This is a genomic window from Streptomyces resistomycificus, from assembly GCF_001514265.1.
GTDB lineage: Bacteria > Actinomycetota > Actinomycetes > Streptomycetales > Streptomycetaceae > Streptomyces > Streptomyces resistomycificus.
In genome coordinates, this window is sequence record NZ_KQ948996.1 from 98,342 (window position 1) to 122,734 (window position 24,393).

Below are 24,393 nucleotides of genomic sequence, written 5' to 3' on the forward strand. Positions count from 1 at the left end.
TGCGAGGTATAGAGGCACTTCCCAGGTGAAGAAGCGAATCGGGTCGTACCCGCGTGTCCGCATCGAGGGCGGCGGTCGTTCGTTGGTCTCCCAGCGGTTCAGGTGAAGCCCGGTGAACCATCACCGGGCCCCGCTGGCGCGTACGGAGTCAGTCAGTACCACACCACTCGCCCGTCCTGGACGGATGCCTGATACCCACGCGTGAGTGCACTGTTTCCCCGGTGGTCCTCCAGCATGTCCGCCACGCCGGTCAGCAGTTCTCCCAGCGATGAGGCGTAAGCCTTGGCGTACTCGGTCTCACGGTAGGCCAGCACAGGGATGCTCCCGTCGGTCTGCCCGGCGTCCAGGATCATCCCGTAGTGGGCATCCGCCTCGGCCAGCACAGGAACCCACGAGGGCTTCCACCAGTCCTCGTCGCCGATGTCGTGGGCGATGCGGAGACAGTCCTGATGCTGGTTGATGGTGCTTTGGCAGTCGAGGAAGACCTCACCGCCGGGGAAGAGCTTGGAGTCCAGGTGGGGGATGAGCTGGAAGCCTCCGGGAATCGGGATTATGGCGTCCTTGGCGGTGCTGCCGTTGTTCAGGCGCAGCCACGTTTCCAGAGGCTCGGGTATGCGGAATCCCAGGGAGTCGTTCAGGTGTTGGATGTCGGCGTCTGTGGCCGGTGGGTTGAGTGCTTGTGCGCTGGCGGGGGCGTTGTTCTCCAGCCACCGGACGATCCTGGTCCACGATGAGGTGACATCGTCTGCGTAAGACATGAAACTACTTCCAGCCTCGGGTTTCACGAAGTGCGGTGTCCGATGAGCGATCACGTAAGCAGAAAGCGCCTCTGACCAGCGAGAATGAGGATTGCTGAGGTCCTTGTTCCCGCACCCGTCGAAGGCATTTTCCAGGTGAAGAAGCGTATCGGGTCCTACCCGCATGCCCATGTCGAGGGCGGTGGCCGCGGGATCGTCTCGCAGGCCGGAGCGGTGTTGCTGGTCGAGACGGTCCGCAAGGCGGGCCTGCATGGGGCGATATCGGCGGCGCTTGCGCCATGGCGCAAGGCCCGGGCGGTGCACGACCCGGGCTAGATCCTGCTGATGTGGCGCTCGCGGTCGCACTGGGCGGGGACTGCCTGGCAGATGTAGGTCTGCTGCGGGCCGAGCCGACCGTGTTCGGGCCGGTGGCCTCCGACCCGACGGTCTCCCGGCTCGTCGACCAGTTGGCGTCGGGCGGGCAGCGGGTCCTGGCCGCGTTGCGCACCGCCCGTGCTGAAGTACGCGAACATGTCTGGCGGTTGGCCGGGGATGCGGCGCCGGACGCGGGCGGGCAGGTGATCGTGGACATCGACGGCGTCCTTGTCCTGGCGCACTCCGAGAAGCAGGACGCTGCCGCGATGTGGAAGAAGACCTTCCGGCACCACCCGCTGATGGGCTTCGTCGACCATGGCCCCAGTGGGGCCGGCGAGCCGGTCGTGGGCCTGCTGCGGCCCGGCAACGCTGGCTCCCACACCGCCGCGGACCACATCGAGGCCACGAAGCTGGCCCTGGCCCAGTTGCCGAAGCGGTTTTGGCGGGGACGGCAGACGCTGATCCGTAATTCCGGCGGCGGCACGCACGAGTTCGTCTCCTGGCTCGCCAAGCGCGGGCGGTGGCTGTCGTACTCGGTCGGCATGACCATCACCGACGCCATCCACCAAGCCGTCCTCGCGGTCCCAGCCTCGGCCTGGACCCCGGCCGTCGAACCCGACGGCGAAATCCGCGACGGCGCCTGGGTGGCCGAACTCGCCGGCGACTGCCTGAACGACTGGCCGAAGGGGCTGCGGCTGATCGTCCGCAAGGAACGGCCGCATCCCGGCGCCCAGTTGCGCTTCACCGACGCCGACGGCATGCGGCTGACCTGCTTTGCCACCAACACCACCGGCACACCCATCGCAAGCTGGAACTGCGCCACCGCCAGCGGGCCCGGGCCGAGGACCGCATCCGTGCCGCCCGCGCCACCGGCCTGCGCAACCTCCCCCTCCACCAGGCCGCGCAGAACCAGACCTGGCTGGAGATCGTCCAGATCGCCCTCGATCTGCTCGCCTGGATGCCGTTGTTCGCCCTGACCGGAAAGGCCCGGCTCTGGGAGCCCCGCCGCCTGCGGCTTCGGTTGTTCTCCACTGCCGCCCAACTCGCCACCACCGGCCGCCGCCGTATCCTCCGCCTCGCCGGGCACTGGCCCTGGACTGACGTGATCACCGATGCCCTGGACCGGCTCCAGGCCCCTACCGAACCCCGGGTGACCAGTACCTTCCCGCCCCTGCGAGCAGCACCAGCCCACCGCAGCCGTGGAACCCGGCGCACACCCGACGCGACAGCCGGGCACCACTCCACCTGCCCAGACTCCGGAATACCCCACCAACACTCGCCACAAAGGGTCCGTCAGCAAGCTGACGGACCCTCATGCAAGATCGAGGCTAAGGCGTCTACACCAGCAGTGGACAACTCTTCACCAGTAGGCCCTAGCGATTAGCCGAACATGTGCGCGACCTTCCCTTCGGCAATCCTAGCCGCACCGCGCTGTGTCCACAGGAAGTAGCCGTTGACGCCAAGACCGACCGCTACGCTGGCGATTGTCAGCGTGATGTAGAGCCATGCCCTTTCGTGGCCCCAGGCCCCCGGCGACAGTGCGTGAAACGCCTGAGCGAGGCCCAGCCCCATAGCTCCCGCATACACAGCAGCGCCGATGAAAAGCATGCCCTTGAGGCGGCGACCAGAGCCTCCGTGAAGGATGCGGGACTGCAAGGCAATCAGCGGCAGACCTGTACGCCTCAGGATCTCGTTTTCCAAGCCCTTTTTATACCCGATCATCCCCAAGGCGACGTAGTTGAGATATAGCGCATGGACGACGACGACTGAGATGCCGAGCGGTAGCCACATGAGGAGGTAGCCTTTCCCGCCGCCGATCGCGACGGTTGCGGCCAGTGCGATCACGGTGCTGCCAGCGGCAAGGATGCGATCGCCGGATGTCGTCAGGGTCGAAATTTGGTTGCCCACATCCCGGCATTCATCGATCAACCAATTGACGATCTGTTCATCCGTGAATTGCGATGACAGGGCGGGGTCATGCTGCTGTTCGGACATTCCGCTTCCTAACCGGCGTCGGATGGCTTCATCGTCGGCTCAGGGTGGAAGGGTCCGAGAGCTTATTGCCGCTCCATCGCGCTCCTTCACTCGCCTGGCCGAACATCCGGGAGGAAGGAGAGCATCCGGCCGACCGTGTCGCTGGGCCCTCGCCGAAGGCCCAGCCAGCGAGAGTCAGCCCTCAGGACTATCCGGCGTGTTACGGCCGGAGCCCGGGTCGCTACCGCGCGGAACACCTTGAGCTTGTTGATCGTCCGTTCAACTTCGTTCCTGCGGGCATACCGCGGCCGGTCGAAACCTGCGGGCCGGCCACCGTGGCTGCCACGCCGCTGGCGGTTAGCCCGCTGGTCTCTGCGCACGGGAATGGTGTGCCGGATCTGACGCCGCCGCAGATAACGGCGGTTCCGGCGGGAACTGTACGCTTTGTCGCCACACAGATGGTCAGGACGGGTCCGTGGATGCCCGCCTGCCCGGCGTGGGACTCGGATGCGGGTGACGACCGGGATCAGCTGGAGTGCGTCTCCCCACTGCCCCGGCGTGATCAAGATACTCAGCGGGAGGCAGCCGCTGTCACTTGTCAGATGAATCTTGGTGGAGAAACCGTCGCGTGAGCGGCCCACCGCCTCATCGGACCGATGCTGGACGGGTCGACTGCGTCGCCCTGGTATCCGTGCTGGCCGGTTAGGGGCCCCGGCCGCGTGCTGGTGGGCACGGCACACGGTGGAGTCGACGCTCACCACACTCCAGTCGATCCGGCCCCTCACGTCGGCCCGCCTGGACGGCCCGCACGATCCTGTCCCAGGTGCCGTCCGCCGACCATCGCCGGTGGCGATCATGAAGGGTCTTCCACTTCCCGATCCGCGCGGGTAAGTCTCGCCACGGTATGCCGGTCCGGTGGCGGAAGAGAATGCCGTTGATGACGGTGCGGTGGTTCTTCCAACGTCCGCCTCGGCCCACGTTCTTCGGAAGGTGCGGCTCCAGCAGACCCCACTCCGTGTCAGACAGATCAACCCGCCCCACATCAGCCGAAACGATGCGTGCCCGGCACTGGTCACGCAATCCATCGGACAGTACCTAGCAGGCGCTGGAGATCCAGTCCTCGTTGCTGCGGTGGCGGTCCAGCCCCACGGCTTCGAACTCGTCCTCGCCCAGGCTCCTTTGTGCGCCTAGCCGCCGCAGGGCCTGGGAGATGGGGCTGACTGCTCGCGAGAACCGCTTCTTTGTCGGCTCATCCAGCGGCCCCAGTTCCAGTGCTCCGTCAGCCCAGACGGCGGCTCGTTGCTCGCCGACTCCGCCGAAGTATTCGGCCTCCACATAGGCGATCGGCCCTGCCACGGACCACTGAGCCAGCAGCGACTCGAAGCCCCCTGGCAGCCGCCAGAACCCCAGGTCCCCTACCTCGCTGCCGTCCGTGACGGCATCGAAGACCTCATCGGTCATCGGCATCAGCGACATGCCCTGGCTAAGAGGCACCACGTGGGATCCGGGAACCTCCCGCGACGCGACGCGCAGCACCTCGTCACCCGCGATGACCGCCTGCAATTCGTAACCCACCCCGAGCCCTCCCCAACCGATTGGAGCCTCATCCTGCCTCACACATCGCGCATGAACCCACGTGTCTCCCCACCCCAGAACCCACACCCCACCAGCGAATTCCTGCCACATGAACCTTCAGAATCCGCGAACCCGCTGGTTTCCGGTGGAGAACACTTCAAGGACCCCCACGTCAGCGCCGACCTGCGCGAGCTGACCTCGAACGACCAGGTCGTGCGCGACACCGTGATGGGCGACCCCGGACGTGCGCGAGCTCCTCGCGGCGACCGCGCTGCAGATCTGCACACCGTCGTCTCCGGCGACGTCGAGGATGCCCGCCGCGTCCCGGCTCGCCGACGAGGCGAAGGCGTTCGCCGACAGGGGCCTGGTCGTGAAGCTCGTCCATCGCGACCTCGAGCGGGCCGTCGTTCACCGTTGACCCGCAACACCGGCTCTCCGCTGCGGTCGCACGCCGCCAGTCCCCAGGTGACCTCCGCCAGGGGACTGGCTTCGCGGGCCGTGTCAGGACGGATCTTCCTTCCTGATCGCGGTGGGATACGTACCCGCTGCCGCCACCTCGTGTGCGCAGGCGTCTCAACGGGCTTCGAGATCGTTAGAGCGTGCCCGGCACTGCCGATAACAGCCCAGCCTAAAGATCCCAACCCGTTCCGCGACAGACCGCGTTCACGGCGCCACCAGCACCGATCAGCTAGGACTTGTCCGGTCGTCTACGTGAACATCCTGCTGAGCTGTTCTGGTCCCACGTGCGGCCGTACGGGGAGGTCAACCTCGACATGGACACCCGCCTCGACCTTGCTGCGGTCAAACTTGCGGGCCCCGAGTATCGCCGAGCTCGTTCACCCGTGTGCGCGACGCCGTGCTCGGACGGCTGATGCCGTGTCAAGGGCTACGACCCCCGGGGGTGGTTCGCTTCTCAGAGCTTCACTTGGATTCGATCCGCCCCATGGGGGCGACGCTCGCCGACAAAGCCTTCTGGTCTGCCGTCCAGTTGGTGTCCTCGATGCCGAGTGCGTGGCGAAGGTAGGCCCAGGTGACCCGTTGGACCAGGGCCACGCGCTCGGGGTTCTCGTCCGTCGTGTGAGCAGCCCAGAAGTCAGCCAGAGGACCGTAGCCGTTCAACGACGACCCGAAGCCGTGCGAGAAGACGATGATCGGCAGTTCGCTCCCGGTTGTCGGCGCGGAAATTCTCACCCGCAGGCCCTCACTGCGGCCCGGTGCTTCCAGCACTACCGGCTTCACCGAGACGATGGGGGAGGGGGCGGTGATGGCCACGTCCGTGGCCGCTGCGTCTGATGCGGTCATGGGCAGATCTTTCTTCGCATTTCCGATGGGGAAGCTGTCGAACGAGCTGGTCACGGTCGCGTCCTTCGCCTTCGTGGAGGGGGTGAGCCGTCGCGAGATACGCCAGAACGTGACGCCGACGTCAGAGGCGAGAAGTGGTGTCCGCCTCACAGCAGTTGTACGCCGCCGGGCTGCCGAGCAAGTCGATCGCGGATCTGCTGCCGTGTGTCGTGAACGGTGAGGCCACGCCAGAGCTGATCGACCGGCCTACGGCGGAACGGGATCGCATCGACAGCCGGCCTGCAGGGCTGGTGCGGGTCTGTATCGAGGCTCGCAGTGGACCTGCACGTAGTGGTCGTGATCGCCGTCGCTGTCGGCAATCACGAACTGTCGGGCGATCAAGACGTTCCGAAGGCAATGGCCAGTTTGTCTGGCTTGACGGTGATGGCTGTCTCCGCACGGGGCGGGCGGGAGACGAGGCGGAGACGGGGCCAGGCCTCCAGCAGGGTTGCGAGGATGATGTGCATTTCGACCCAGGCGAAGTTCTCCCCGATGCACTTGCGGCGGCCGTCGCCGAAGGCGAAGAAGGAATCGCGGGTCGAGGGTGCGCGACCGGAGGCCCAGCGGTCGGGGTCGAAGGTGGCCGGTTCGGGGAAGTGGGCGGGGTCGTTCTGGTGGAGGTAGGGGCTCCACACAATGTCGGCGCCCCGGGGGATACGGTGTCCGCCGAGGTCGATGTCCCGGGTGGTCTTTCGGGTCACCATCCAGGCTGGCCCGTATTTGCGGACGGCTTCCTGGAGGACCTGCCGGGCGTAGGGGAACTGGTCGAGGTCTTCCTGACACAAGGGCCGGCCGTCGCAGACGGCAGCGAGTTCGGCACGCAGACGCTGTTCGATATCGGGGTGTCGGGTGAGCTCGTACAAGGTCCAGGCGAGGGCGGTGGCGGTGGTCTCGATCGCCGCGTTCATCAAGGTGATGGCTTCGTCCTGGAGCTGTTGGCGGGTGAACTGGTCCTCGGCCGCCATCAGGGTTTCGAACAGCCCGGCCTGTTCATGCTCCGCGGCGGCCTGGTGGGGGCATCCCGCTGCTTCGGCCGGGTGGTGGACGTTGGCGGGGGGTGCGCTCGCCGACCGGCTGGAGCGGTGGTCGATGGCCTGGTCGATGACGGCGCGCAGACGGGCGATCCGGCGGTTGTGGGCTCGGTTCGCGGGCAGCGGGAGCCGGGTCACCCACGATGGCAGGACTGCCTGCCGGATCGCCTCCTTCATGAGCGGGGGCATGAGGGTGGTGAACTCCCCTTGCAGGTTCGCTGGGAAATCCGTGCCGAAGAGAGCGACGAGGAAGGCGGCGAGGGTGACGTCGTTCATGTTCGAGAACACGTCGAGGGGTTGATCCTCCTCCCATGCGCCGACCATGGACCTGGCCTGGTCGATCATGGCGGTGCGGCGCGTGGCGATATGGGCCTTGTTGAACATGGGCTGCATCAGGCGGCGGTTGCGCAAATGGGTGTCGCCGTCGGAGACCGTGGCCAGACCGTCACCGAAGACGCCCCGCAGGACGTCGAAGATCTTTCCGCCCTTGGCGAAGTGCGCTGCCTCGGTGACCAGTACGGTGCGGGTGAGCACAGGGTCGGTGACCACGTACGCGGGGGTCGGCCCCAGACGTATGCGGACGACGCTGCCGTGGTCGCGCAGTGAGGTGATGAACGGCAGCGGGGTTCGGATCAGATGATGGGCATGCCCGATCAGCGGGAGCCCTCCAGGCGCGGTCGGGACAGGGGCAAGTGTGGTGGGTGAGGCTGTCACGGCCTTGACGCTCCTCATGTCAGGGTTGATACGGCCGAGTTATCTGCCCAACATCGCCCGGCAGAATGCCGCCTTCAGTCTCGCGTGAGCTACCCGTGAGGCGGCGCGGCGCACTGCTCGGCGCACGACTGCCGCTCGCCGGCTCTCGGCCGGCACACGGTCCGCCGCCACGGTAGTAGGCGTCACCTCTCCGGGGCCTATGAGTGTTCGCCGAGTTGGAGGACACCTGCCAGGGCGAAGCACAGGGCGCCGGCGAGAGTGCCCCAGTTGGCGATGTCGGCGTTGACCAGGCTGCCGGACGAGGGGCGGGTGTAGGCGGCGAGCGCCGAGACCATGAACAAGAGGGACCCGAGCTGGTTGACGGCGACGATCCACCAGCCGAGGTCGTGCGGCCGGACGCAGAGCCGGCCGTGGCAGATCTCGACGAAGGCCAGGTGGCCGGAGAGCAGGAAGAGGGCGCAGCCGACCACGTCGGGCGCCCAGATCAGCCGGTTGACCTGCTGGACGTTCAGGCCCCGCAGGAAGGAGTCCAGCAGGTCGACGGTGAAGACGAGCGTGCCCGCGAAGAGGACGAACGTGCTCAGCCAGTCCACCCGCGTCGGCTCGTAGCTCCACCATCGCCAGCGGCGAGTGACCAACCGTCCTTCGCCGCCGGCGACGTGGCGGGGTGCGTTGACCACCTGGAGCAGCGAAACGTACCCCCCGACGGTGAAGAAGAGGCCACCCGCGAAGTAGATCGAGGCACCCTCGGCGGCGTCGGCGGAGCCGAACTGGGCGGCAGCCGCGCCGGCCGCGAACAGGGCCCCGCCGATGACGAAGGCGGTCGCGGCGATGACGTTGAGCCGTCTCAGCCGCGCGAGGGAAACGGCGTCCGCACGGATGTGACGAGTGCTCGCGGCACTGAGGGGACGGACGGCGAGCACACCACGCCGCCGCGCGAGCCGGGACTCCCACACGGCGGTGCCACCTTCGGGAAGGTTCCAGGTGAGCCGGGTGGTGAACGGTCCCGCGCCCTCGGCGCGCTGCTCGGGTTGTCCCACGGCCCGAGCCTAGGATGACCGCTTCACCGACGCATTCTCGCTTCCACGGTGTGATCACCTGCGGCAAAGCTCCCGGCGTCACCGGCCCGGCCTCTCGGGTGTGTCCCTGGCCCGCGTCAGGTCCCGGCGCTGGTTGAATCGCCGCATGACCAAGCGTGACGATGCGGCTCTTTTCGGTAATCGGTTCCTGACCGTGCCCGCTCCCTCGCAGACCTTCCCCGAGGAAGGCATGGCCGCGACGGACGCGATGAGGCTCGTGGACGTGGATCTCGCCATGGAGGGCGACCCGCAGCGCAACCTCGCCACCTTCGTCACCACCTGGATGGAGCCGGAGGCGCAACGGCTGATCACCGAGAACCTCCACCGCAATTTCATCGACCATGCGGAGTACCCGATTTCCGCCGAGATCGAGCAGCGTTGCGTGCGCATGCTCGCCGACCTCTTCCACGCGCCGGGCAAGACGACCGGATGTCGGACCCAGGGCTCATCCGAGGCGATCATGCTCGGCGCGCTGTCGCTGAAGTGGAAGTGGCGCGAGCGCCGCCAGGCAGCCGCCCTGTCGATCGACCGGCCCAACCTGGTTTTCGGCGGAGACGTCCACGTCGTGTGGGAGAAGTTCTGCCGCTACTTCGACGTCGAGCCGCGGATCGTGCCGCTTGCCGAGGGCAAGTACACGATCGGCCCCGAGGACGTGGAGCCTCACCTCGACGAGAACACGATCGGCGTCGTCGCCGTCCTCGGCACCACGTTCACCGGGCACAAGGACGATGTCGTCGGGATCGACGAGCTCCTGCGGGACGTTCGCAGAAGGCGGGACCTCGACATCCCGATCCACGTCGACGCCGCCAGCGGCGGCTTCGTGTGGCCGTTCCTCTACCCGGACTCGGAATGGGACTTCCGGCTTGAGCAGGTCCGTTCGATCAACGTCTCGGGACACAAGTACGGCTTGGTCTACCCCGGCATCGGATGGCTGGTCTTCCGCGAGGAGTCAGACCTGGCGGAAGACCTGGTGTTCTACGAGAACTACCTGGGCAAGACGGACGCGACGTTCACGCTGAACTTCTCCACCGGTGCGTCGATGGTGTTCGCCCAGTACTACAACTTCGTCAGGCTCGGTCGCCAGGGCTACACCTACGTCATGAAGATGATGCAGGAGAACGCCCGCGCGTTGGCGGGCAAACTGCGGGACAGCGGCCGCTTCGAAGTGATCGGGAGCGACCTCGAGCAGCTTCCGCTGGTCGCTTTCCGTCTCGCCGGCGAGCACGCTTACGACGAGTCGGACATCGCCTGGCAGCTCGCGGCCGAGCGGGGCTGGATGGTGCCCGCGTACACGCTCCCGCCCAACGCGGAGCGGGTGAAGATCCTGCGCGCCCTGGTCAAGGAGACTCTGAGCCGCGAGCAGATCGATCGCCTGAGCCAGGACATCGCCGACGCGTGCCGCACGTTGGACGACAAGGGCGCGGCGCACGGGATCGAGCGCAATCAGATCAAGCGTGGCACCGGCTACTGACGCACTGCGACGGAACAGCGGCTTCGGGCCCGCCGGGTACCGGCCAGTGCGGCGCGTGTAACGGGGCGCCGGGTCAGGCGACCAGCTCGGCGATGCTCCGGGCCGTCAGCCACAGGCCGAAGAGGAGGGAGAGCGTGACGACCAGCTGCTCCTGGTGCCCCTCCAGCCAGCTCCGCAGGGCGTTCAGCCGGGCGTGGGCGGACGTGGGCGCCCAGACCACGTACATCTCCATGACGATGAGGGTGAGTGTGGCCAGCAGACAGTAGCCGGTCAGTGCGAGCCAGTCGCCGAGGGTGGAGAGGTTGGCATCCACGGCGGTCGCCGCGCCGGCGCCGACCAGCGCCCAGGGCTGAAGCAGCCATGCCAGACCGGCTGCCGCGGCCGGGGAGGCGTCGTCGATCCGGGCGGTCCAGCGTGGCGGGCCGTGCGGGCGGGGTGGCCGGCGGTACCGGTGTGCGCTGTAGAGCACCAGTGCCAGGCCGATGACGAGTTTCGCGTCGATAGCGGCGGTTGAGGGCGCGGTGTGACGGGCCGGCGGCTGGCCGCCGGTCAGCAGAATCACGCAGGCGATCACCACGATCAGGTTGGCCAGCCACGACAGGAGGAAGGCCAGGCCCTGGCGAACGCCGTGCCGCGAGGAAAGCAGCAGGATGAAGGCGCTGTTGTGCAAAGGCCCCAGGGTGACGGCCGTACCGATCACAACCAGGTCGAGAACCATAGGATCAGTTCCTCCTGGGTGTGAGGGCCGTCTGCCACCGGTGGACGGGCGGACGGGTCGGCGGAGTGAGCCGATGCTGCCGGACGCCCGGTCGGCAGTTCCGCGGTCCCAGGCATCGGCATCTCCCTCGCAGGCGGTACGCGCAGGCTGTCGGCACGACACGCGCGGCCAGTGCCACTCTCGCCCGCGCGGATTGCCGCGACTACCGGGTGTACGCCGTCAGGGGGAAGAAGAGACCCGGCGTCATGCGGTCGGTCGCTTGCTCCTGCTTCCTGGCGGGAGGGCGGCGCGCAGGTCTGAGGTAGGGGCGTCACCGCGCAGCGGGTGGTCGGCCTCGGGTAGACGCGCCGGGTGTGAGGATCGGTGCACCGGTGTCCCGCAGACAGCTCGTCGACCGAGCCCGCCGTTGTCTCGTCCGGATCGCTAGCCGCGGTGATCCGAGCCAGGCCATCGACGTCACCGGCGTGCCCACCGCAGACAAGGCGCGGCCGCGGTCGTACGGCGGCGGCAACCGGCGGTGGCTGACGATCCGGAAGGCGTCCGGCCGTCGGCGCGGAGCTGGAGGGGCGGCGCCACTTCGCCGGCCGGCCGAGCGGCAAGTGCCCGAGCACCGACGGCAGTACGGCGAACGGCGTGCGGCTGGTCCGACGCGCATGCGACGACTCGGCTGACCGGGGCTTCGGTCCGAGCGCGCAGTCCCGAGCTCGTCCACGTCCCGGTTGGCCGGAGCCTTCGGTCAGGCCGCCTGGTGGACCTCGTGCTTCCAGAAGCCGGAGAAGAAGATGCGGTTCTTGGGCAGGCCCGCGTGGTGCAGATGCCTGCGTCCCTCGGTGGCCAGGGTCGACTCGCCGACCACGAAGGCGTAACCGGCCGCGTCGACGGAGGTGTGCCGGAGAAGTTCGCCGAGCGCACCCGTGCCGGGCACGGACGAGCTGTCGTCGCGGACGACCCAGGTGACACGCACGCCGGCCGGAGCGTCGAGGGCGCGCCGGTCGGCGGCGGTGGGCACTTCCTGGATGAGCCGGCCCACGGTGTCGCGCGGCAGGGAGCGCAGGATGTTCGTGGCGGCGGGCAGCCCGGTCTCGTCGGCCACGACCAGGACCTCCGAGGCGTCGGGCGGGCAGTCGAACAAGAGCCCCTGGTCCAGCATGGCGAGCGCGTCGCCGGGGCGGGCGTGGCAGGCCCAGACGGCTGCTTGGCCCTCGAGCTCGCCCGTGGGGCCGCGGTGCACGATGAAGTCGATGTCCAGTTCCGCCGCCGCGGGACGGAAGTCCGCCACGGTGTAGTTCGCGCAGTGCGGCCGCTCCCGCTCCGGGATGGCCAGGTAGGGCTGCCACCACCGCGAGCCGGTGAACTCGGGCAGCCGCAGGCACTGTTGGTGGGGAAGTTGCAGGAAGAGGCGGAACCAGTGGTCGTAGCCCTGCCAGGGGAACTCGGAGAGATCCGTGCCCGTGACGGTCACGCGGTGGACGGAGGGGGAGAGGCGCTCGCTGCGCACGACCTCGGCGCGGAACATCCGGGGGTGCTGCGGCATCAGCCTGTGGATCTTCGCCATGAAGGAAGGTTAGCCTAAGTTTAGTACGCCCCTCCATGGGGTTACGTCGATAAGGTTAGGCTAACCTTCCGGTCGTGAGTTCTGGTGAAGAGTCAACCGAGCCCTCCGGCCGGCCCGGTCACGAGCTGACCGCCCGCGGCGTGACGGTGGCGTACGACGGAACGGACGTCGTGCACGATGCCGCGATCACGCTCCGGCCCGGACGCGTGACCGCCCTCGTCGGCCCGAACGGCAGCGGCAAGTCCACGCTGCTGCGCACCCTGGCGCGCCTGCAGCCCGCCCGCACCGCCACGCTCACCCTGGACGCGGGCGACGACGTCCCGACCGACGGTCTCGCGTTGACACCCCGTGAGTTCTCGCGCCGGGTGGCACTGCTGACCCAGGGGCGGCCCACACCGAGCGGCCTGACCGTGCGGGACATCGTGGAGTTCGGCCGCTATCCGTACCGGGGCCGCTGGGGCAGGGCGGACCCCGACGGAGCGGCGGCCGTCGAGCGCGCGCTGGCCATGACCGATGTCGAGGCCCTCGCCGACCGGGGCGCCGATCACCTCTCGGGCGGCCAGCTCCAGCGCGTGTGGCTCGCGAGCTGCCTCGCCCAGGACACCGGAATCCTCCTCCTCGACGAGCCCACGACCTACCTCGACCTGCGCTACCAGGTCGAACTGCTCGATCTCATACGGGACCTGGCGGACGACCACCACATCGCGGTCGGTGTCGTCCTGCACGACCTCGACCAGGCGGCCGCCGTGGCCGACCGCGTCGCCCTCCTACACGCGGGAGGGATCGTCGCCGACGGACCGCCCCAGGAGGTGCTGACCGCCGAACGTCTCACCACGACCTACGGCATCCGCATCGACGTCGACACCGACCCCCTCACGGGCCGCCTGCGCACCCGCGCGATCGGCCGCCACCACGCCCGCACGGAAAGGCTCAGTACCACCTCATGAGACGCCCCTTCATCGCCCTCACCGCAGCGTCCGCCGCCCTCGCCCTGGCCGGCTGCGGCACGACCGAGCCCGCGGACAACGCGTCCGAGCCGAGCGCGCAGAGCATCACCCTGACCGACGCCAGTGGTGCGAAGGTGAAGCTCGACGGCCCCGCCAAGAAGGTCGTCGGCACCGAGTGGGACGTCGTCGAGCACCTCGTCTCGCTCGGCGTCGACCCCGTCGGCGTCGCCGACATCAAGGGCTACACGGCCTGGGACACCTCCGCCCCGCTGAAGAACTCGCCCAAGGACATCGGCACCCGCGGCGAGCCCAGCATGGACACCATCGCCTCGCTCTCCCCGGACCTCATCGTCGCCAACAACGACCTGTCGGTCTCCGTCCTCAAGCAGCTGCGGAAGGTAGCACCGGTCCTGGAGATCCAGTCGGCGAAGGCATCCGACCAGATCGGGCAGATGGAGGAGAACCTCGACCTCATCGCCCAGGCCACCGGAACCACGGACAAGGCCGAGGAACTGAGGAAGGACTTCGACGCCAAGGTCGCCGAGGGCAAGAAGGCACTCGCCGACGCCGGGCTGGCCGGGCGCGAGATCGCGTTCGCCGACGGTTACGTCGCCTCCAACCAGGTCTCCATCCGCCCCTACACCAGCGGTTCGCTGATCGGGGACGTCAACGAGGCGATAGGCCTGAAGAACGCCTGGAAGGTCAAGGGCGACGAGAAGTACGGCCTGGCCACCACCGACGTCGAGGGCCTGTCGGACCTGGGCGACGTGGAGTTCGCCTACATCGGCAACGACGTCGACGGCAGCGACCCCTTCGCGGACGACCTCGCGAAGAACGCGGTGTGGAAGGGACTGCCCTTCGTGAAGAAGGGCAACGTGCACCGACTGCCCGACGGCATCTGGATGTTCGGCGGCCAGCAGTCGATGGAGGCGTACATCGACGCCCTCGTCACCGCCCTGACGAAGTAGCGCCATGACCGTCACCGCACCAGCTCCCACCACCGGCTCGCCGGCCGTCGCCGCCCGGACGGGCGCGGCGGCGGTGACGGCCGCGCTCGTCCTCCTGGTCGCCGTCCTCGCGGTCGTCGACATCACCCAGGGCACGGCGGCCGTCGGCGCGTCCGAGGTGTGGAAGGCCCTCACCGGCCGCGCCGACCCCCGCGACGCGTCCGTCGTGATCGCCTCACGCCTGCCCCGCATGACCGCCGGTCTCCTGGTCGGCGCGGCACTCGGCGTGGCCGGCGCGGCCCTGCAGGCCGTCAGCCGCAACGTGCTCGCCGCGCCCGACACCCTGGCCGTGAACGCCGGTTCCTACCTGGCCCTGGGACTGCTCACCGTCACCGGCGTCTCGCTGCCGCTGCTCGCCTCCTCCGGCGTGGCGTTCCTCGGCGGGCTCGCCGCCGCCGCCGTGGTCCTGGCCCTGTCCGGGCTGGGCACGGGCACCGTACGCCTCGTCCTCGCCGGCAGCGCCCTGACCCTCGGCCTCACCTCCCTCACCGAGGGACTGCTGCTGCTGTTCCCCCAGGAGACCGACGGCCTCTACCAGTGGAACCAGGGCAGCATCAGCCAGAACGGCTTCGACGGCGTGACGCAGATGGTGCCCGTCGCCGTCGTCGCCCTCGTCGGGCTGCTGCTGGTGGCCCGGCGCGTGGACGCCCTGGCCCTCGGTGACGAGGCCGCCGCCGGACTGGGCGTTCCGGTGCGGGCCACCAGGATCACGGTCGTGGTGCTCGCCTCGCTGCTCTCGGCGGCGGCGGTCACCCTCGCCGGACCCGTCGGCTTCGTCGGCCTGTGCGCCCCCGCCCTGGTACGGCCGCTGGCAAAGCGCCTCAGGCCGTTCACCCGTCTCCGGCTGAGCCTGCCCGTGGCGGGAGTGGTCGGCGCCGGTGTGGTGCTCGGCGCGGACGTGCTGCTGCGCGCGACGGTGTCGGCCGAGGCGGCGGTCGCCGTCCCCACCGGCGTGGTCACCAGCATTCTCGGAGCGGTGTTCCTGATCGCCATGGCCCTTCGGCTGCGCGACACCGCCGGCGCGAGCGCGCCGGAGCGGCTGCGCATCCCCACCAGGGCGGTGTTCCTGGTGACCTCGGTGGCGCTCACCGTCGTCCTGGGCGCGGTGATCGTCGCCGGAGTACTGCTGGGCGACACGAAACTGCTGCTGGGCGACGTGGCCAACTGGGCACAGGGCACCGCGGGACAGTCCGTCTCCTTCGTCCTCGACACCCGCGTACCGCGCGTCCTGGCGGCGCTCCTCGCGGGTGCCGCGCTGGCCCTGTCCGGAACGCTGGTGCAGGCCGTCACGCGCAACCCGCTCGCCGAGCCCGGCATCCTCGGCGTCTCCGGCGGAGGGGCCCTCGGCGCGGTCCTCCTTGTCACGACGGTGTCGTCCGCCGGTTCCTGGAGTGTGGCCGGTGCGGCGTTCGCGGGCGCGGCGGTCACCGCCGTCCTCGTGTTCGGCCTCGCGGCGCGCGGCGGGTTCGGACAGAACCGGCTGGTCCTCGTTGGCGTCGGCGTGGCCGCCGCCACGACCGCGCTGGTCAGCCTGTTCATCGTGCTCACCGACCCGTTCAACGCCACGAAGGCACTCACCTGGCTCTCCGGCTCCACCTACGGCCGGACCCTGCCCGACACGCTGCCCGTCGCGGGCGCCCTCGTGCTGGGCATCGCGGTGGCCGTGCTGCGGCGCGCCGAACTCGACCTGGTGTCCCTCGACGACGACACGCCCGCGCTGCTCGGCCTACGCCTGGCACCCGCCCGGTTCGGGTTCCTTGTGGTCAGCGTGCTGCTGAGCGCCACCGCGGTCGCCGCCGCGGGCACGATCGGCTTCGTCGGCCTGGTCGCCCCGCATGCGGCACGCGCCCTGGTCGGCCGCCGCCACGTACGCGTCGTACCGGTGGTCCTCCTTCTGGGCGCCGCCCTCGTCTGCACCGCCGACACCCTCGGCCGGACCGTGATCGCACCGGCCCAACTCGGCGCCGGCCTGATGACGGCCGTCATCGGCACGCCGTACTTCCTGTACCTGCTCGTCCGCAGCCGGCGCTGAGGACCGCCGCCGCCACGTGATCCCTGTTCGCTGATCCGCTTGCTGATCCCGCCTCTCGACCCCGCCTCTCGCCCCCCGCCTCTCGACCCTTGGCCCCCGCCACTTCGACCGCACGGAGGACGGCGGGCACGTCCTGCGTACCCTGTCCCCGTGTCAGCATCCCGACTGCGCCGCGTCGCCGTTCTCGTGCTCGACGGTGCGAAGCCGCTCGATGTCGGCATCCCCGCGCAGGTGTTCACCACCCGGGCGAGCATGCCGTACGAGGTACGGCTGTGTGGTGCGGCACCCGGTCTCGTGAGGGGCGGCGACGGCCTGTCGTACCACGTCGCCCACGGTCTGGACGCGCTCGCGTGGGCCGACATCGTGTTCATCCCCGGCTACCGTTTCCCGGACCGCGACGACCCGGCGCAGGCCGTCGTCGACGCGCTGGTCGCCGCCCACGAGCGGGGTACACGGCTCGCCGCCATCTCGACGGGCGCCTTCGCGCTCGCCGCCACGGGCCTGCTCGACGGCAGGCGCGCCACGACGCACTGGCACTACACACGGGCGCTCATGGCGAAGCACCCGCTGATCCGGGTCGACGAGAACGTGCTGTTCGTCGACGAAGGCAGCGTGCTGACCTCCGCCGGCGCCGCCTCGGGCATCGACCTGTGCCTGCACGTTCTGCGCGGCGACCTCGGGGTGGCCGCGTCGAACCACGCGGCCCGACGCCTGGTCGCGGCCCCCTACCGCAGCGGCGGTCAGGCCCAGTACGTGCCGCGCAGCGTGCCCGAGCCGCTCGGCGAGCGTTTCGGGGCCACCCGCGAGTGGGCGCTGCACCGGCTCGGCGAGCCGCTCTCCCTAGACCTGATGGCGCGGCAGGCCAAGGTCTCGCCGCGCACCTTCTCACGACGCTTCGTCGAGGAGACCGGCTACACGCCGATGCAGTGGGTCATGCGCGCCCGCGTCGACATGGCCCGCGAACTGCTCGAGCGTTCGCAGCGTGGCGTCGAGCAGATCGCCGCCGACGTCGGCCTCGGCACCGGCGCGAATCTGCGCCTGCACTTCCAGCGCATCCTCGGCACCACCCCGAGCGAGTACCGGCGCACCTTCACCCAGGGCGAGTAGCCCGTCGGCGGGCCCGACCGGGCGGTGCGCCACCTGGCGGGATCCTTTTGAACCGTGGCGATCACGCCACTGTCAGGGGCGGATGCCGCGAGCGAGCCTGGTGGCCAAGGGAAGGGACCCCACTCATGACTCGCATCGCCATCAACGGATTCGGCCGCATCGGACGCAACGTGCTGCGCGCACTGCTCGAACGCGACAGCGACCTCGAGGTCGTCGCCGTCAACGACCTCACCGAACCCGCCACCCTCGCACGGCTCCTCGCCTACGACAGCACGGCCGGCCGCCTCGGCCGCCCGGTGACCGTCGACGGGGACGCCCTCGTCGTCGACGGCCGTCGCATCCAGGTGCTCGCCGAGCGTGAACCGGCGCGGCTGCCCTGGGCCGACCTCGGCGTCGACGTCGTCCTGGAGGCGACCGGCCGCTTCACGTCGGCCAAGGACGCCCGCGCCCACCTCGACGGGGGCGCGCGGAAGGTGCTCGTCAGCGCGCCGTCGGACGGCGCCGACGTCACGCTCGCGTTCGGGGTCAACACCGACGCCTACGACCCGGCCCTGCACACGATCGTCTCGAACGCCTCGTGCACGACCAACGCGCTCGCGCCGCTGGCCGCGGTGCTCGACGAACTCGCGGGCATCGAGCACGGCTTCATGACGACGGTGCACGCCTACACGCAGGAGCAGAACCTGCAGGACGGTCCGCACCGCGACGCCCGTCGCGCCCGGGCCGCCGCCGTCAACATCGTGCCGACCACGACGGGTGCCGCCAAGGCGATCGGTCTGGTGCTGCCGGGCCTGGACGGCAAACTGTCGGGCGACTCGATCCGCGTGCCCGTTCCGGTGGGTTCGATCGTCGAACTCAACACGACCGTCACCCGCGACGTGACGCGCGACGAGGTGCTGGAGGCCTACCGCTCCGCTGCCCAGGGGCCGCTCGCCGGTGTGCTGGAGTACTCGGACGACGCCCTGGTGTCGTCCGACATCACGGGCAACCCGGCCTCGTCGATCTTCGACTCGGCCCTCACCCGTGTCGACGGCCGTCATGTGAAGGTGGTCGCCTGGTACGACAACGAGTGGGGCTTCTCGAACCGCGTGATCGACACGCTCGAACTGCTCGCGGCCGGCTGACCACACCGCCCCATGGATGACCTGGGGCGCGTAACCCTCGCCGCCAGGGGAGAGGAACGGCAGGTGGTCACCGACGACACCGCCGGGATGCTCGCCGCCGTCGAGCCCTGACCGTCCCCCGAGAATCCGTCCGGACGTCTTGACCGCCCCCGACAACTCCGGCATGGCTCCCGCGCACTACCGTGACCGGCTCGCGTCCTGAACCGTCCGGGCGCAGGCCTGTCACCGGACCGCGGACGCCCCGGGGCGGGTGAGCCGGCCGTGGCGCTCCCGTTCCCGGTAGCGTGCCGGCCATGCACGCGCCCGTCCCCGGACCGCCTCCGCCCTCGCCCCCGGCATCCCGCAGAGCCCGTGAACTCGGTCTGGCCGTCGGTGACTTGCCGACCGGACCGTACAACGCCCTGACCGACGTGCCCGGCATCCGGGTCGGGCACACCACACTGGTCCGTCCGCCCCGGGTGCACAGCGGCGTCACCGCGATCGTGCCGGACGAGGTGGGTCCAGACAGCCCGTTGCCCGCCGGGGTGTTCGCGGGCAACGGCTACGGCAAGCTGCTCGGCACCACGCAGATCGCCGAACTCGGCGCGCTGGAGACGCCCGTGCTGCTCACCTCGACCCTGTCCGCGTTCCGGGTCGCCGACGCCTTGGTCGGCTGGATCCTGGAGCGGCCCGAGGGGGCGAGCGCGCGGAGCCTGAACCCGGTGGTGGGGGAGTGCAACGACGGCCTCCTCTCCGACATCAGGTCGCGTCCGGTCCGTGAGGAACACGTCCGCGCCGCACTGGAGACCGCGGCCGGCGGGCCGGTCGACGAAGGGTGTGTCGGGGCAGGCACCGGAATGACCGCGCTCGGATTCAAGGCCGGCATCGGAACCTCGTCGCGGCGCGTGCCGCTCGCCGGCGAGGAGGTGACCCTGGGAGTTCTCGTCCAGGCCAACTTCGGCGGCACTCTGCGGGTTCTGGGGCGTACGGTCACCCCTGCCGACGTCGGTGTTCCCACCACGGAAACCGGCACACAGACCGGCTCCTGCATGGTCGTGGCCGCCACCGACGCGCCGCTGGACGCCCGCCAGTTGACCCGGCTGGCCCGCCGCGCCGTCTACGGGCTGGCCAGAGTGGGTGCCGCGTACGGCCACGGCAGCGGCGACTACGGCCTGGCCTTCGGCACCCGTCGCCTGGGCACGCCCGCCGGGCCGTCCGTGGTCGCCGACGACCGACTCGACCCCCTCTTCGTCGCCGTGCTGGACGCCGTGGAGGAGGCCGTCCTCAACTCGCTGCTGACCGCCACCACGACCACGGGCCCACGCGGAGACACCCGCCACCCCCTGCCCGCGGCACCGCTCCTCGCCCTGCTGGGGTGACGGACCCGGACCCGGCCTGGGCGACCCGGCCCCGACCCCGGCGACCCGGGAAGGGCCCGGCGACCCGGGAAAAGGCCCGACGGCCCCGTCATGAGCCGTCAGCACAGGCAGGCTAGGTCCGCAAGTTGGGACGGCCGTGCTCCATGACCTGCTTCCGGGCTGCGCGCCGCCCCAGGGCGGGGGAGAATCCGATTATGGCCGACATAAAGGGCAGTTCTGTGTCCGGAGCAGCCGCTTCCCACTCTGCTTCGCCCCGTCAGACCTTGGCTCTGGCGGCGATGCTGTTCGCCGTCTCGATGACCTTCATCGACCAGACGATCGTCGCCATCGCAGCCCCGAGCATCGTGGACGAGCTCGACCTCTCCTCCTCAGGGATGCAGTGGGTGGTCAACGCCTACCTGCTCGCCCTGGCCGCGTTCTTCGCGCTCGGCGGCCGGCTCGCCGACATCCTCGGGCACCGCCGGATGATGGTGATCGGCACCCTGCTCTTCGTCATCTCCTCCGTGCTGTGCGGTTGCGTCCCCGACGACAGCTTCGCCCAGACCTGGCTGATCATCTTCCGCGCCACCCAGGGCCTGGGCGCGGCCCTGATGTTCCCCGCCGCTCTCGCCGTCGTCGTCGCGGTCTTCCCTGTGGAGAAACGCGGCCGGGCCCTCGCCCTGTTCTTCGGCCTGTCCGGCGCCCTCACGGCGCTCGGCCCGCTCCTCGGCGGCTGGCTCACCGACTGGACCTGGCGCGCCATCTTCTGGGTCAACGTGCCCGTCGCGATCGTCGCCCTCGTCCTGACCTCGCTCGCCCGCATCCCCCACCAGGCACGCCGTGAACGCCTCGACCTGCCCGGCGCCGTCCTCGTCGCCGTCGGTATGGGCCTGAGCGTGCTCGGCCTGCAACAGGCCTCCGCGTGGGGCTGGAGCAGCGCCGCCACCTGGGCCTGCATCCTCGGTGGGCTCGCCGTACTGGTGGTGTTCTGCGCGTACGAGCTGCGCGTCCATGAGCCGCTCATCAAGCTCCAGGTCTTCCGTGACAAGGCGTTCAGTGTCGACTCGGCCGTCCTGTTCTTCGCGATGCTCGCCTTCGTCCCGGTCTTCTTCTTCGCCTCGGTGTACGCCCAGGTCTCGCTCAGCGCGTCCCCCAACCAGGCCGCGCTGTTCCTCCTGTACTTCTTCATCGGCTTCGGCATCGCCTCCCAGTGGGGCGGCCGCATCCTGGACAACCGTGGCGCACGGCCGGCGATGAAACTGGGCACGGCCATCGGCGCGGTCGGATTCGCGCTGTGGGCGGGCAAACTCACGGACCTCTCGATGCACGACCAGTGGCCGTACGCGGCTCTGGCGGGGGCCGGCATCGGCTTCCTGCTGGCGCCCGCCTCGACGGACGCCGTGAACCGGTCCCTCAACGCCTCCTACGGTGAGGTCACGGGCATCACCCAGACGGTGCGCAACTTCGCCGCGGCCGTGGGGCTCGCGGTGTTCGGCACCGTCCTGACGCACGTCACCACCGACAAGGTCGTCGAGACACTGCGGTCCAGGGGTGTGCCGGACGGCCCGGCACGGGAGGCCGCCGGTGACATCTCCCAAGCGGTCACCGGCAACCCGGACGCCAAGACCCCCACCGGGGACGGCTCCGTGGCCACGGTGATGCGGGATTCGATGGACGCCGTCCGCATGGACTTCGCCGAGGCCAACCAGTGGGTGTTCTACGGCATGGCCATCGCGCTCGGCATCGCGTTCCTGTGCTCGCTGATGCACCCCGGGACGCGGGTCACCGAGGAGGTGCAACAGACGCGGCAACGGGTGCCTGCGGACCGTTGATCGCGCACGGGTCCTCCGCGTGCGCGTCAGGCCTTCGCCGCGTCGTACTCCTCGCGAGCCGTGAGGACCGCGGTCATCCGCTGATCCACCCACTGGGCGATGGCGCGGACCTGCTCGGCGGCCTCGCGGCCGAGGTCGGTGAGGGAGTAGTCCACGCGGGGCGGGATCACGGGCTTGGCGTCGCGGTGGACCAGGCCGTCGCGTTCCAGGGTCTGCAGGGTCTGGGTCAGCATCTTCTCGCTGACCTTGCCGATCTCCCGGCGCAGCTCGCTGAAGCGGTACGAGCGGTCCAGCAGCGCGATCAGGACCAGGGTGCCCCAGCGGCTGGTGACGTGCTCCATCACCAGGCGGTGAGGGCATACCGAGTCGCCGTCGGCGTTGCGCACTCGGTCCACGAGGGTCGTCTCACTCACTCCCATGCCCATACCTTACTTCGACGCCTGCACTGTCTGATGGTTAGTGCCTAATCCGGCTGGAAACCTGGATCGATCTATGCTCCAGTCGCATACGTCATAGGTTTTCAGTGGTAGATTCAGCTCTATGCGTATGACGCTGGCGGAGCGTGTCCGATCAGCCGTGGCGACGCTCATGCACGCCACGGGGGAGTCGCAGACGGATCTCGCGACCGCCCTCGGGGTGAGTCAGGCTCAGGTGAGCCGTCGTCAGGCCGGAAGCGCCGCATGGAGCCTGGAGGACTGCGAGGCGGTCGCCGCGCACTTCGGCATCGACGTGCTGGATCTCATGGCGGGGCCGACGCAGGCTTCCGAAGCCCTGCCGGATGCCCGCCGCCGGGCGGCCGGCCGACGGGTCTCCGGCGCCGGCCCGGTGGCGCAGGGAGAGGCGGCCCGATGACGGACTTCGACGCGATCGACGCGCTGCTGGCCGGCGCCAAGCCGGAGGTGCCGCTGCCGCCCGTCGAGGAACGGCGCGCGCTGCGCGAGCACCTGAACCTGTCGCGTGCGCAGGTGGCGCAGGTGCTCGGAGTGAGCCCGTCCACTGTCGGCGGCTGGGAGTCCGGCCGGGACCCGGGCGGCGAGGTACGGGAGAAGTACGCGTACTTCCTCGACGGGGCCCGCGCCCGGCGGCAGGCCCAGGCGGCCGAGGAAGCGGCGATCACCGTCCAGGACGCGGGCAGCCCCGCGGAGGCCGAGGACGTCGAGACCGCGTCAGTGGCCCCGGTCGGAGACGGAGGCGGAGACGGTGACGCGGACGAGGTCGAGGTTCTCACCAGCCCTCAGCCCTGTGTGCTGTGCGGACGGCCCGCCCGCCACCAGGTCGCCGGCTTCCCCCAGCACCTGGACCCGGCCGACTGCGGTAGGACAGCGGCCACGCCGCCCGCGCGAGCGGCAGAGCCGGAAGGGGGCAGGCCTGACATCGAGCCCGATCCCGAGCCCGAGCGCCCAGCGTCGCGGAAGCCGACGCCCGAGTCCGTCGCGGTCCGCCCCGTGGGCCGCCGGATGCAGGCCGCCTCCGACACCCCCGATCTGATCGGTCAGGCCGTCGCAGCCGCCCTCGCACAGCACCAGGGTGACGTCGACACCGCCACGGCGGCGCTGGTGAAGCGCGCGATCCCGGATGCCATGGCACTGCTGGACGCCACCCGCAGAGGCGGCCGGTACGACGTCGTCGCGCACCCCTGGATCCCGGACATCCTGCGCAAGCAGTCCGCTCGCGGGGCCGACCAGATCTGGGAGGCCCGCCCCAAGTGGTTCCGCCCGCAACTCCCGCCCGGAAACCACGAGGTGACGGCGCTCGACATCAACGGGGCGTACCTGAGCGCGCTCAAGACCCATCTCCCGATCGGCCAGTTGGAACACTCCACCGGCCCCGGCCATGACCGCCGCCGGGCCGGCGTCCACCTGATCACCCCGCCCGGGTGGGAGCACGAGGACGTCCTGCCGAACCCCATCGGCAACCGTGACGAGCCGGGCCCGCTGTGGGTCACCGAGCCGACCCTGCGCCTGTTGTTGCGGCTGTCCGGACCGAAGTACGGCCTGTGCGACCCGCCCGAGATCCATGAGTCGTTCACGTCGGGGGCGACGGAGGGCCTGCTGGAGAAGTTCCGGGTCGCGCTGAAGGACGCGCGGGACCGCGCCATCGTCGACGGGGACGAGGTGACGCTGGAGTACGTGAAGGCGATGTACTCCAAGTTCGTCTCGACCATGGGGGAGTCGAACTACAACCGGGAGCTGTACCGCCCCGACTGGATGCACCTGATCCGCTCCCAGGCCTTCGCCAACCTCTGGATGAAGGCGTACAAGGCCTACGACGAGGGTTTGACGGTGGTCCGCGCGATGGGTACCGACGAGCTCCACGTGATCGGTGACTGGCGCGGTGTCTTCGCGGAGGGCCGCGGAGTGACCGAGGTGAAGGTCAAGGACACGTACACCGTCGGCTCCGAGGAGAACCAGGAGCGCTGATCACCGACAAGGCGTCA

The 24,393-nt window shown here is 69.6% G+C and carries 20 protein-coding genes and 2 pseudogenes; 12 read left to right on the forward strand and 10 right to left on the reverse strand.

The features are described from left to right. Positions 1-152: 152 nt before the first annotated feature. The gene (locus AQJ84_RS26520; protein WP_128092278.1) at positions 153-1,010 is read right to left on the reverse strand and encodes an SMI1/KNR4 family protein; all 858 of its coding nucleotides are present in this window, start codon (positions 1,008-1,010) and stop codon (positions 153-155) included. On the opposite strand from AQJ84_RS26520, the pseudogene AQJ84_RS26525 reads away from it, so the two are divergent. Then, positions 894-2,266, forward strand: a pseudogene (locus AQJ84_RS26525) (IS1380 family transposase). The gene AQJ84_RS26520 and the pseudogene AQJ84_RS26525 sit on opposite strands and share 117 nt — an antisense overlap. A 226-nt stretch (positions 2,267-2,492) precedes the next feature. Here AQJ84_RS26525 and AQJ84_RS26530 read toward each other — a convergent pair. From AQJ84_RS26530 to AQJ84_RS26535, 3 genes are all read right to left on the reverse strand, one after another. Continuing rightward, positions 2,493-3,107, reverse strand: coding sequence for a hypothetical protein (locus tag AQJ84_RS26530; RefSeq protein ID WP_030040713.1), 615 nt, complete (start codon positions 3,105-3,107; stop codon positions 2,493-2,495). Between the two features lie 86 nt (positions 3,108-3,193). Beyond that, positions 3,194-4,127 (reverse strand): IS5 family transposase gene (locus AQJ84_RS41310; RefSeq protein ID WP_445585623.1). Its coding sequence is split into 2 segments (ribosomal slippage): positions 3,194-3,878 and positions 3,877-4,127, totalling 936 coding nucleotides; the frame shifts between segments, so codons are not numbered across the junction. A 54-nt stretch (positions 4,128-4,181) separates the two neighbouring features. Then, positions 4,182-4,661 carry a hypothetical protein gene (locus AQJ84_RS26535; protein ID WP_030040712.1) on the reverse strand — a complete coding sequence of 160 codons (480 nt, stop codon included), beginning with the start codon at positions 4,659-4,661 and terminating at the stop codon, positions 4,182-4,184. Between the two features lie 244 nt (positions 4,662-4,905). Here AQJ84_RS26535 and AQJ84_RS43175 point away from each other — a divergent pair, with 244 nt between their 5' ends. Beyond that, positions 4,906-5,079 carry a hypothetical protein gene (locus tag AQJ84_RS43175; protein ID WP_157875011.1) on the forward strand — a complete coding sequence of 58 codons (174 nt, stop codon included), beginning with the start codon at positions 4,906-4,908 and terminating at the stop codon, positions 5,077-5,079. Positions 5,080-5,741: 662 nt separating this feature from the next. On the opposite strand, the pseudogene AQJ84_RS44345 reads toward AQJ84_RS43175, so the two are convergent. The 3 genes and pseudogenes from AQJ84_RS44345 to AQJ84_RS26550 all read right to left on the reverse strand — a co-directional run. Beyond that, positions 5,742-5,963, reverse strand: a pseudogene (locus AQJ84_RS44345) (chlorophyllase); the annotation flags it as partial. A 377-nt stretch (positions 5,964-6,340) separates the two neighbouring features. After that, entirely contained in the window at positions 6,341-7,747 is a 1,407-nt protein-coding gene (locus AQJ84_RS26545) for a cytochrome P450 (protein ID WP_051869947.1), read from the reverse strand. A 197-nt stretch (positions 7,748-7,944) separates the two neighbouring features. After that, the gene (locus AQJ84_RS26550; RefSeq protein WP_030040709.1) at positions 7,945-8,787 is read right to left on the reverse strand and encodes a hypothetical protein; all 843 of its coding nucleotides are present in this window, start codon (positions 8,785-8,787) and stop codon (positions 7,945-7,947) included. A gap of 145 nt (positions 8,788-8,932) precedes the next feature. On the opposite strand from AQJ84_RS26550, the gene AQJ84_RS26555 reads away from it, so the two are divergent. Continuing rightward, positions 8,933-10,297, forward strand: coding sequence for a glutamate decarboxylase (locus AQJ84_RS26555; RefSeq protein WP_030040708.1), 1,365 nt, complete (start codon positions 8,933-8,935; stop codon positions 10,295-10,297). A gap of 73 nt (positions 10,298-10,370) precedes the next feature. On the opposite strand, the gene AQJ84_RS26560 is transcribed toward AQJ84_RS26555, so the two are convergent. Both AQJ84_RS26560 and AQJ84_RS26565 read right to left on the reverse strand, forming a co-directional pair. Continuing rightward, positions 10,371-11,015, reverse strand: a complete 645-nt coding sequence (locus AQJ84_RS26560; RefSeq protein ID WP_053192667.1) for a GAP family protein — start codon at positions 11,013-11,015, stop codon at positions 10,371-10,373. A gap of 736 nt (positions 11,016-11,751) precedes the next feature. Next, on the reverse strand, positions 11,752-12,570 hold the full coding sequence (locus tag AQJ84_RS26565) for a siderophore-interacting protein (protein WP_030040705.1): 819 nt from the start codon (positions 12,568-12,570) through the stop codon (positions 11,752-11,754). A gap of 74 nt (positions 12,571-12,644) precedes the next feature. Here AQJ84_RS26565 and AQJ84_RS26570 point away from each other — a divergent pair, with 74 nt between their 5' ends. The 7 genes from AQJ84_RS26570 (at position 12,645) to AQJ84_RS26600 (ending at position 21,956) form a co-directional block, all read left to right on the forward strand. Beyond that, complete coding sequence (locus tag AQJ84_RS26570; RefSeq protein ID WP_030040704.1) at positions 12,645-13,517, forward strand: ABC transporter ATP-binding protein; 873 nt, start codon at positions 12,645-12,647, stop codon at positions 13,515-13,517. Beyond that, complete coding sequence (locus AQJ84_RS26575) at positions 13,514-14,485, forward strand: ABC transporter substrate-binding protein (RefSeq protein ID WP_030040703.1); 972 nt, start codon at positions 13,514-13,516, stop codon at positions 14,483-14,485. Before AQJ84_RS26570 ends, AQJ84_RS26575 begins: the two co-directional genes overlap by 4 nt. Positions 14,486-14,489: 4 nt before the next feature. Continuing rightward, the gene (locus tag AQJ84_RS26580; RefSeq protein WP_030040702.1) at positions 14,490-16,556 is read left to right on the forward strand and encodes an iron ABC transporter permease; all 2,067 of its coding nucleotides are present in this window, start codon (positions 14,490-14,492) and stop codon (positions 16,554-16,556) included. Between the two features lie 150 nt (positions 16,557-16,706). After that, positions 16,707-17,663 carry a GlxA family transcriptional regulator gene (locus AQJ84_RS26585; protein WP_053192665.1) on the forward strand — a complete coding sequence of 319 codons (957 nt, stop codon included), beginning with the start codon at positions 16,707-16,709 and terminating at the stop codon, positions 17,661-17,663. Between the two features lie 125 nt (positions 17,664-17,788). Continuing rightward, complete coding sequence (gap, locus tag AQJ84_RS26590) at positions 17,789-18,787, forward strand: type I glyceraldehyde-3-phosphate dehydrogenase (RefSeq protein WP_030040699.1); 999 nt, start codon at positions 17,789-17,791, stop codon at positions 18,785-18,787. Positions 18,788-19,080: 293 nt separating this feature from the next. Next, a complete protein-coding gene (locus AQJ84_RS26595) occupies positions 19,081-20,145 on the forward strand; it encodes a P1 family peptidase (RefSeq protein WP_053192662.1) in 1,065 nt (354 codons plus the stop codon). A gap of 194 nt (positions 20,146-20,339) precedes the next feature. Further along, on the forward strand, positions 20,340-21,956 hold the full coding sequence (locus tag AQJ84_RS26600) for an MFS transporter (protein WP_030040697.1): 1,617 nt from the start codon (positions 20,340-20,342) through the stop codon (positions 21,954-21,956). A gap of 26 nt (positions 21,957-21,982) precedes the next feature. Here the strand turns inward: AQJ84_RS26600 and AQJ84_RS26605 are convergent, their stop codons facing one another. After that, entirely contained in the window at positions 21,983-22,375 is a 393-nt protein-coding gene (locus AQJ84_RS26605; RefSeq protein WP_030040696.1) for a winged helix-turn-helix transcriptional regulator, read from the reverse strand. Between the two features lie 121 nt (positions 22,376-22,496). Here AQJ84_RS26605 and AQJ84_RS26610 point away from each other — a divergent pair, with 121 nt between their 5' ends. Both AQJ84_RS26610 and AQJ84_RS26615 read left to right on the forward strand, forming a co-directional pair. After that, complete coding sequence (locus AQJ84_RS26610; RefSeq protein WP_078631914.1) at positions 22,497-22,808, forward strand: helix-turn-helix domain-containing protein; 312 nt, start codon at positions 22,497-22,499, stop codon at positions 22,806-22,808. Next, positions 22,805-24,376, forward strand: coding sequence for a helix-turn-helix domain-containing protein (locus AQJ84_RS26615; protein ID WP_030040694.1), 1,572 nt, complete (start codon positions 22,805-22,807; stop codon positions 24,374-24,376). Before AQJ84_RS26610 ends, AQJ84_RS26615 begins: the two co-directional genes overlap by 4 nt. The last annotated feature ends 17 nt before the right edge of the window (positions 24,377-24,393 follow it).

Coding starts and splice junctions, on each gene's coding strand:
- AQJ84_RS26520 (WP_128092278.1), bottom strand. CDS start 1,010: ATGCAGGCCCGCCTTGCGGACCGTCTCGACCAGCAACACCGCTCCGGC.
- AQJ84_RS26530 (WP_030040713.1), bottom strand. CDS start 3,107: ATGTCCGAACAGCAGCATGACCCCGCCCTGTCATCGCAATTCACGGAT.
- AQJ84_RS26555 (WP_030040708.1), top strand. CDS start 8,933: ATGACCAAGCGTGACGATGCGGCTCTTTTCGGTAATCGGTTCCTGACC.
- AQJ84_RS26560 (WP_053192667.1), bottom strand. CDS start 11,015: ATGGTTCTCGACCTGGTTGTGATCGGTACGGCCGTCACCCTGGGGCCT.
- AQJ84_RS26565 (WP_030040705.1), bottom strand. CDS start 12,570: ATGGCGAAGATCCACAGGCTGATGCCGCAGCACCCCCGGATGTTCCGC.
- AQJ84_RS26575 (WP_030040703.1), top strand. CDS start 13,514: ATGAGACGCCCCTTCATCGCCCTCACCGCAGCGTCCGCCGCCCTCGCC.
- AQJ84_RS26580 (WP_030040702.1), top strand. CDS start 14,490: ATGACCGTCACCGCACCAGCTCCCACCACCGGCTCGCCGGCCGTCGCC.
- gap (WP_030040699.1), top strand. CDS start 17,789: ATGACTCGCATCGCCATCAACGGATTCGGCCGCATCGGACGCAACGTG.
- AQJ84_RS26595 (WP_053192662.1), top strand. CDS start 19,081: ATGCACGCGCCCGTCCCCGGACCGCCTCCGCCCTCGCCCCCGGCATCC.
- AQJ84_RS26600 (WP_030040697.1), top strand. CDS start 20,340: ATGGCCGACATAAAGGGCAGTTCTGTGTCCGGAGCAGCCGCTTCCCAC.
- AQJ84_RS26605 (WP_030040696.1), bottom strand. CDS start 22,375: ATGGGAGTGAGTGAGACGACCCTCGTGGACCGAGTGCGCAACGCCGAC.
- AQJ84_RS26610 (WP_078631914.1), top strand. CDS start 22,497: ATGCGTATGACGCTGGCGGAGCGTGTCCGATCAGCCGTGGCGACGCTC.
- AQJ84_RS26615 (WP_030040694.1), top strand. CDS start 22,805: ATGACGGACTTCGACGCGATCGACGCGCTGCTGGCCGGCGCCAAGCCG.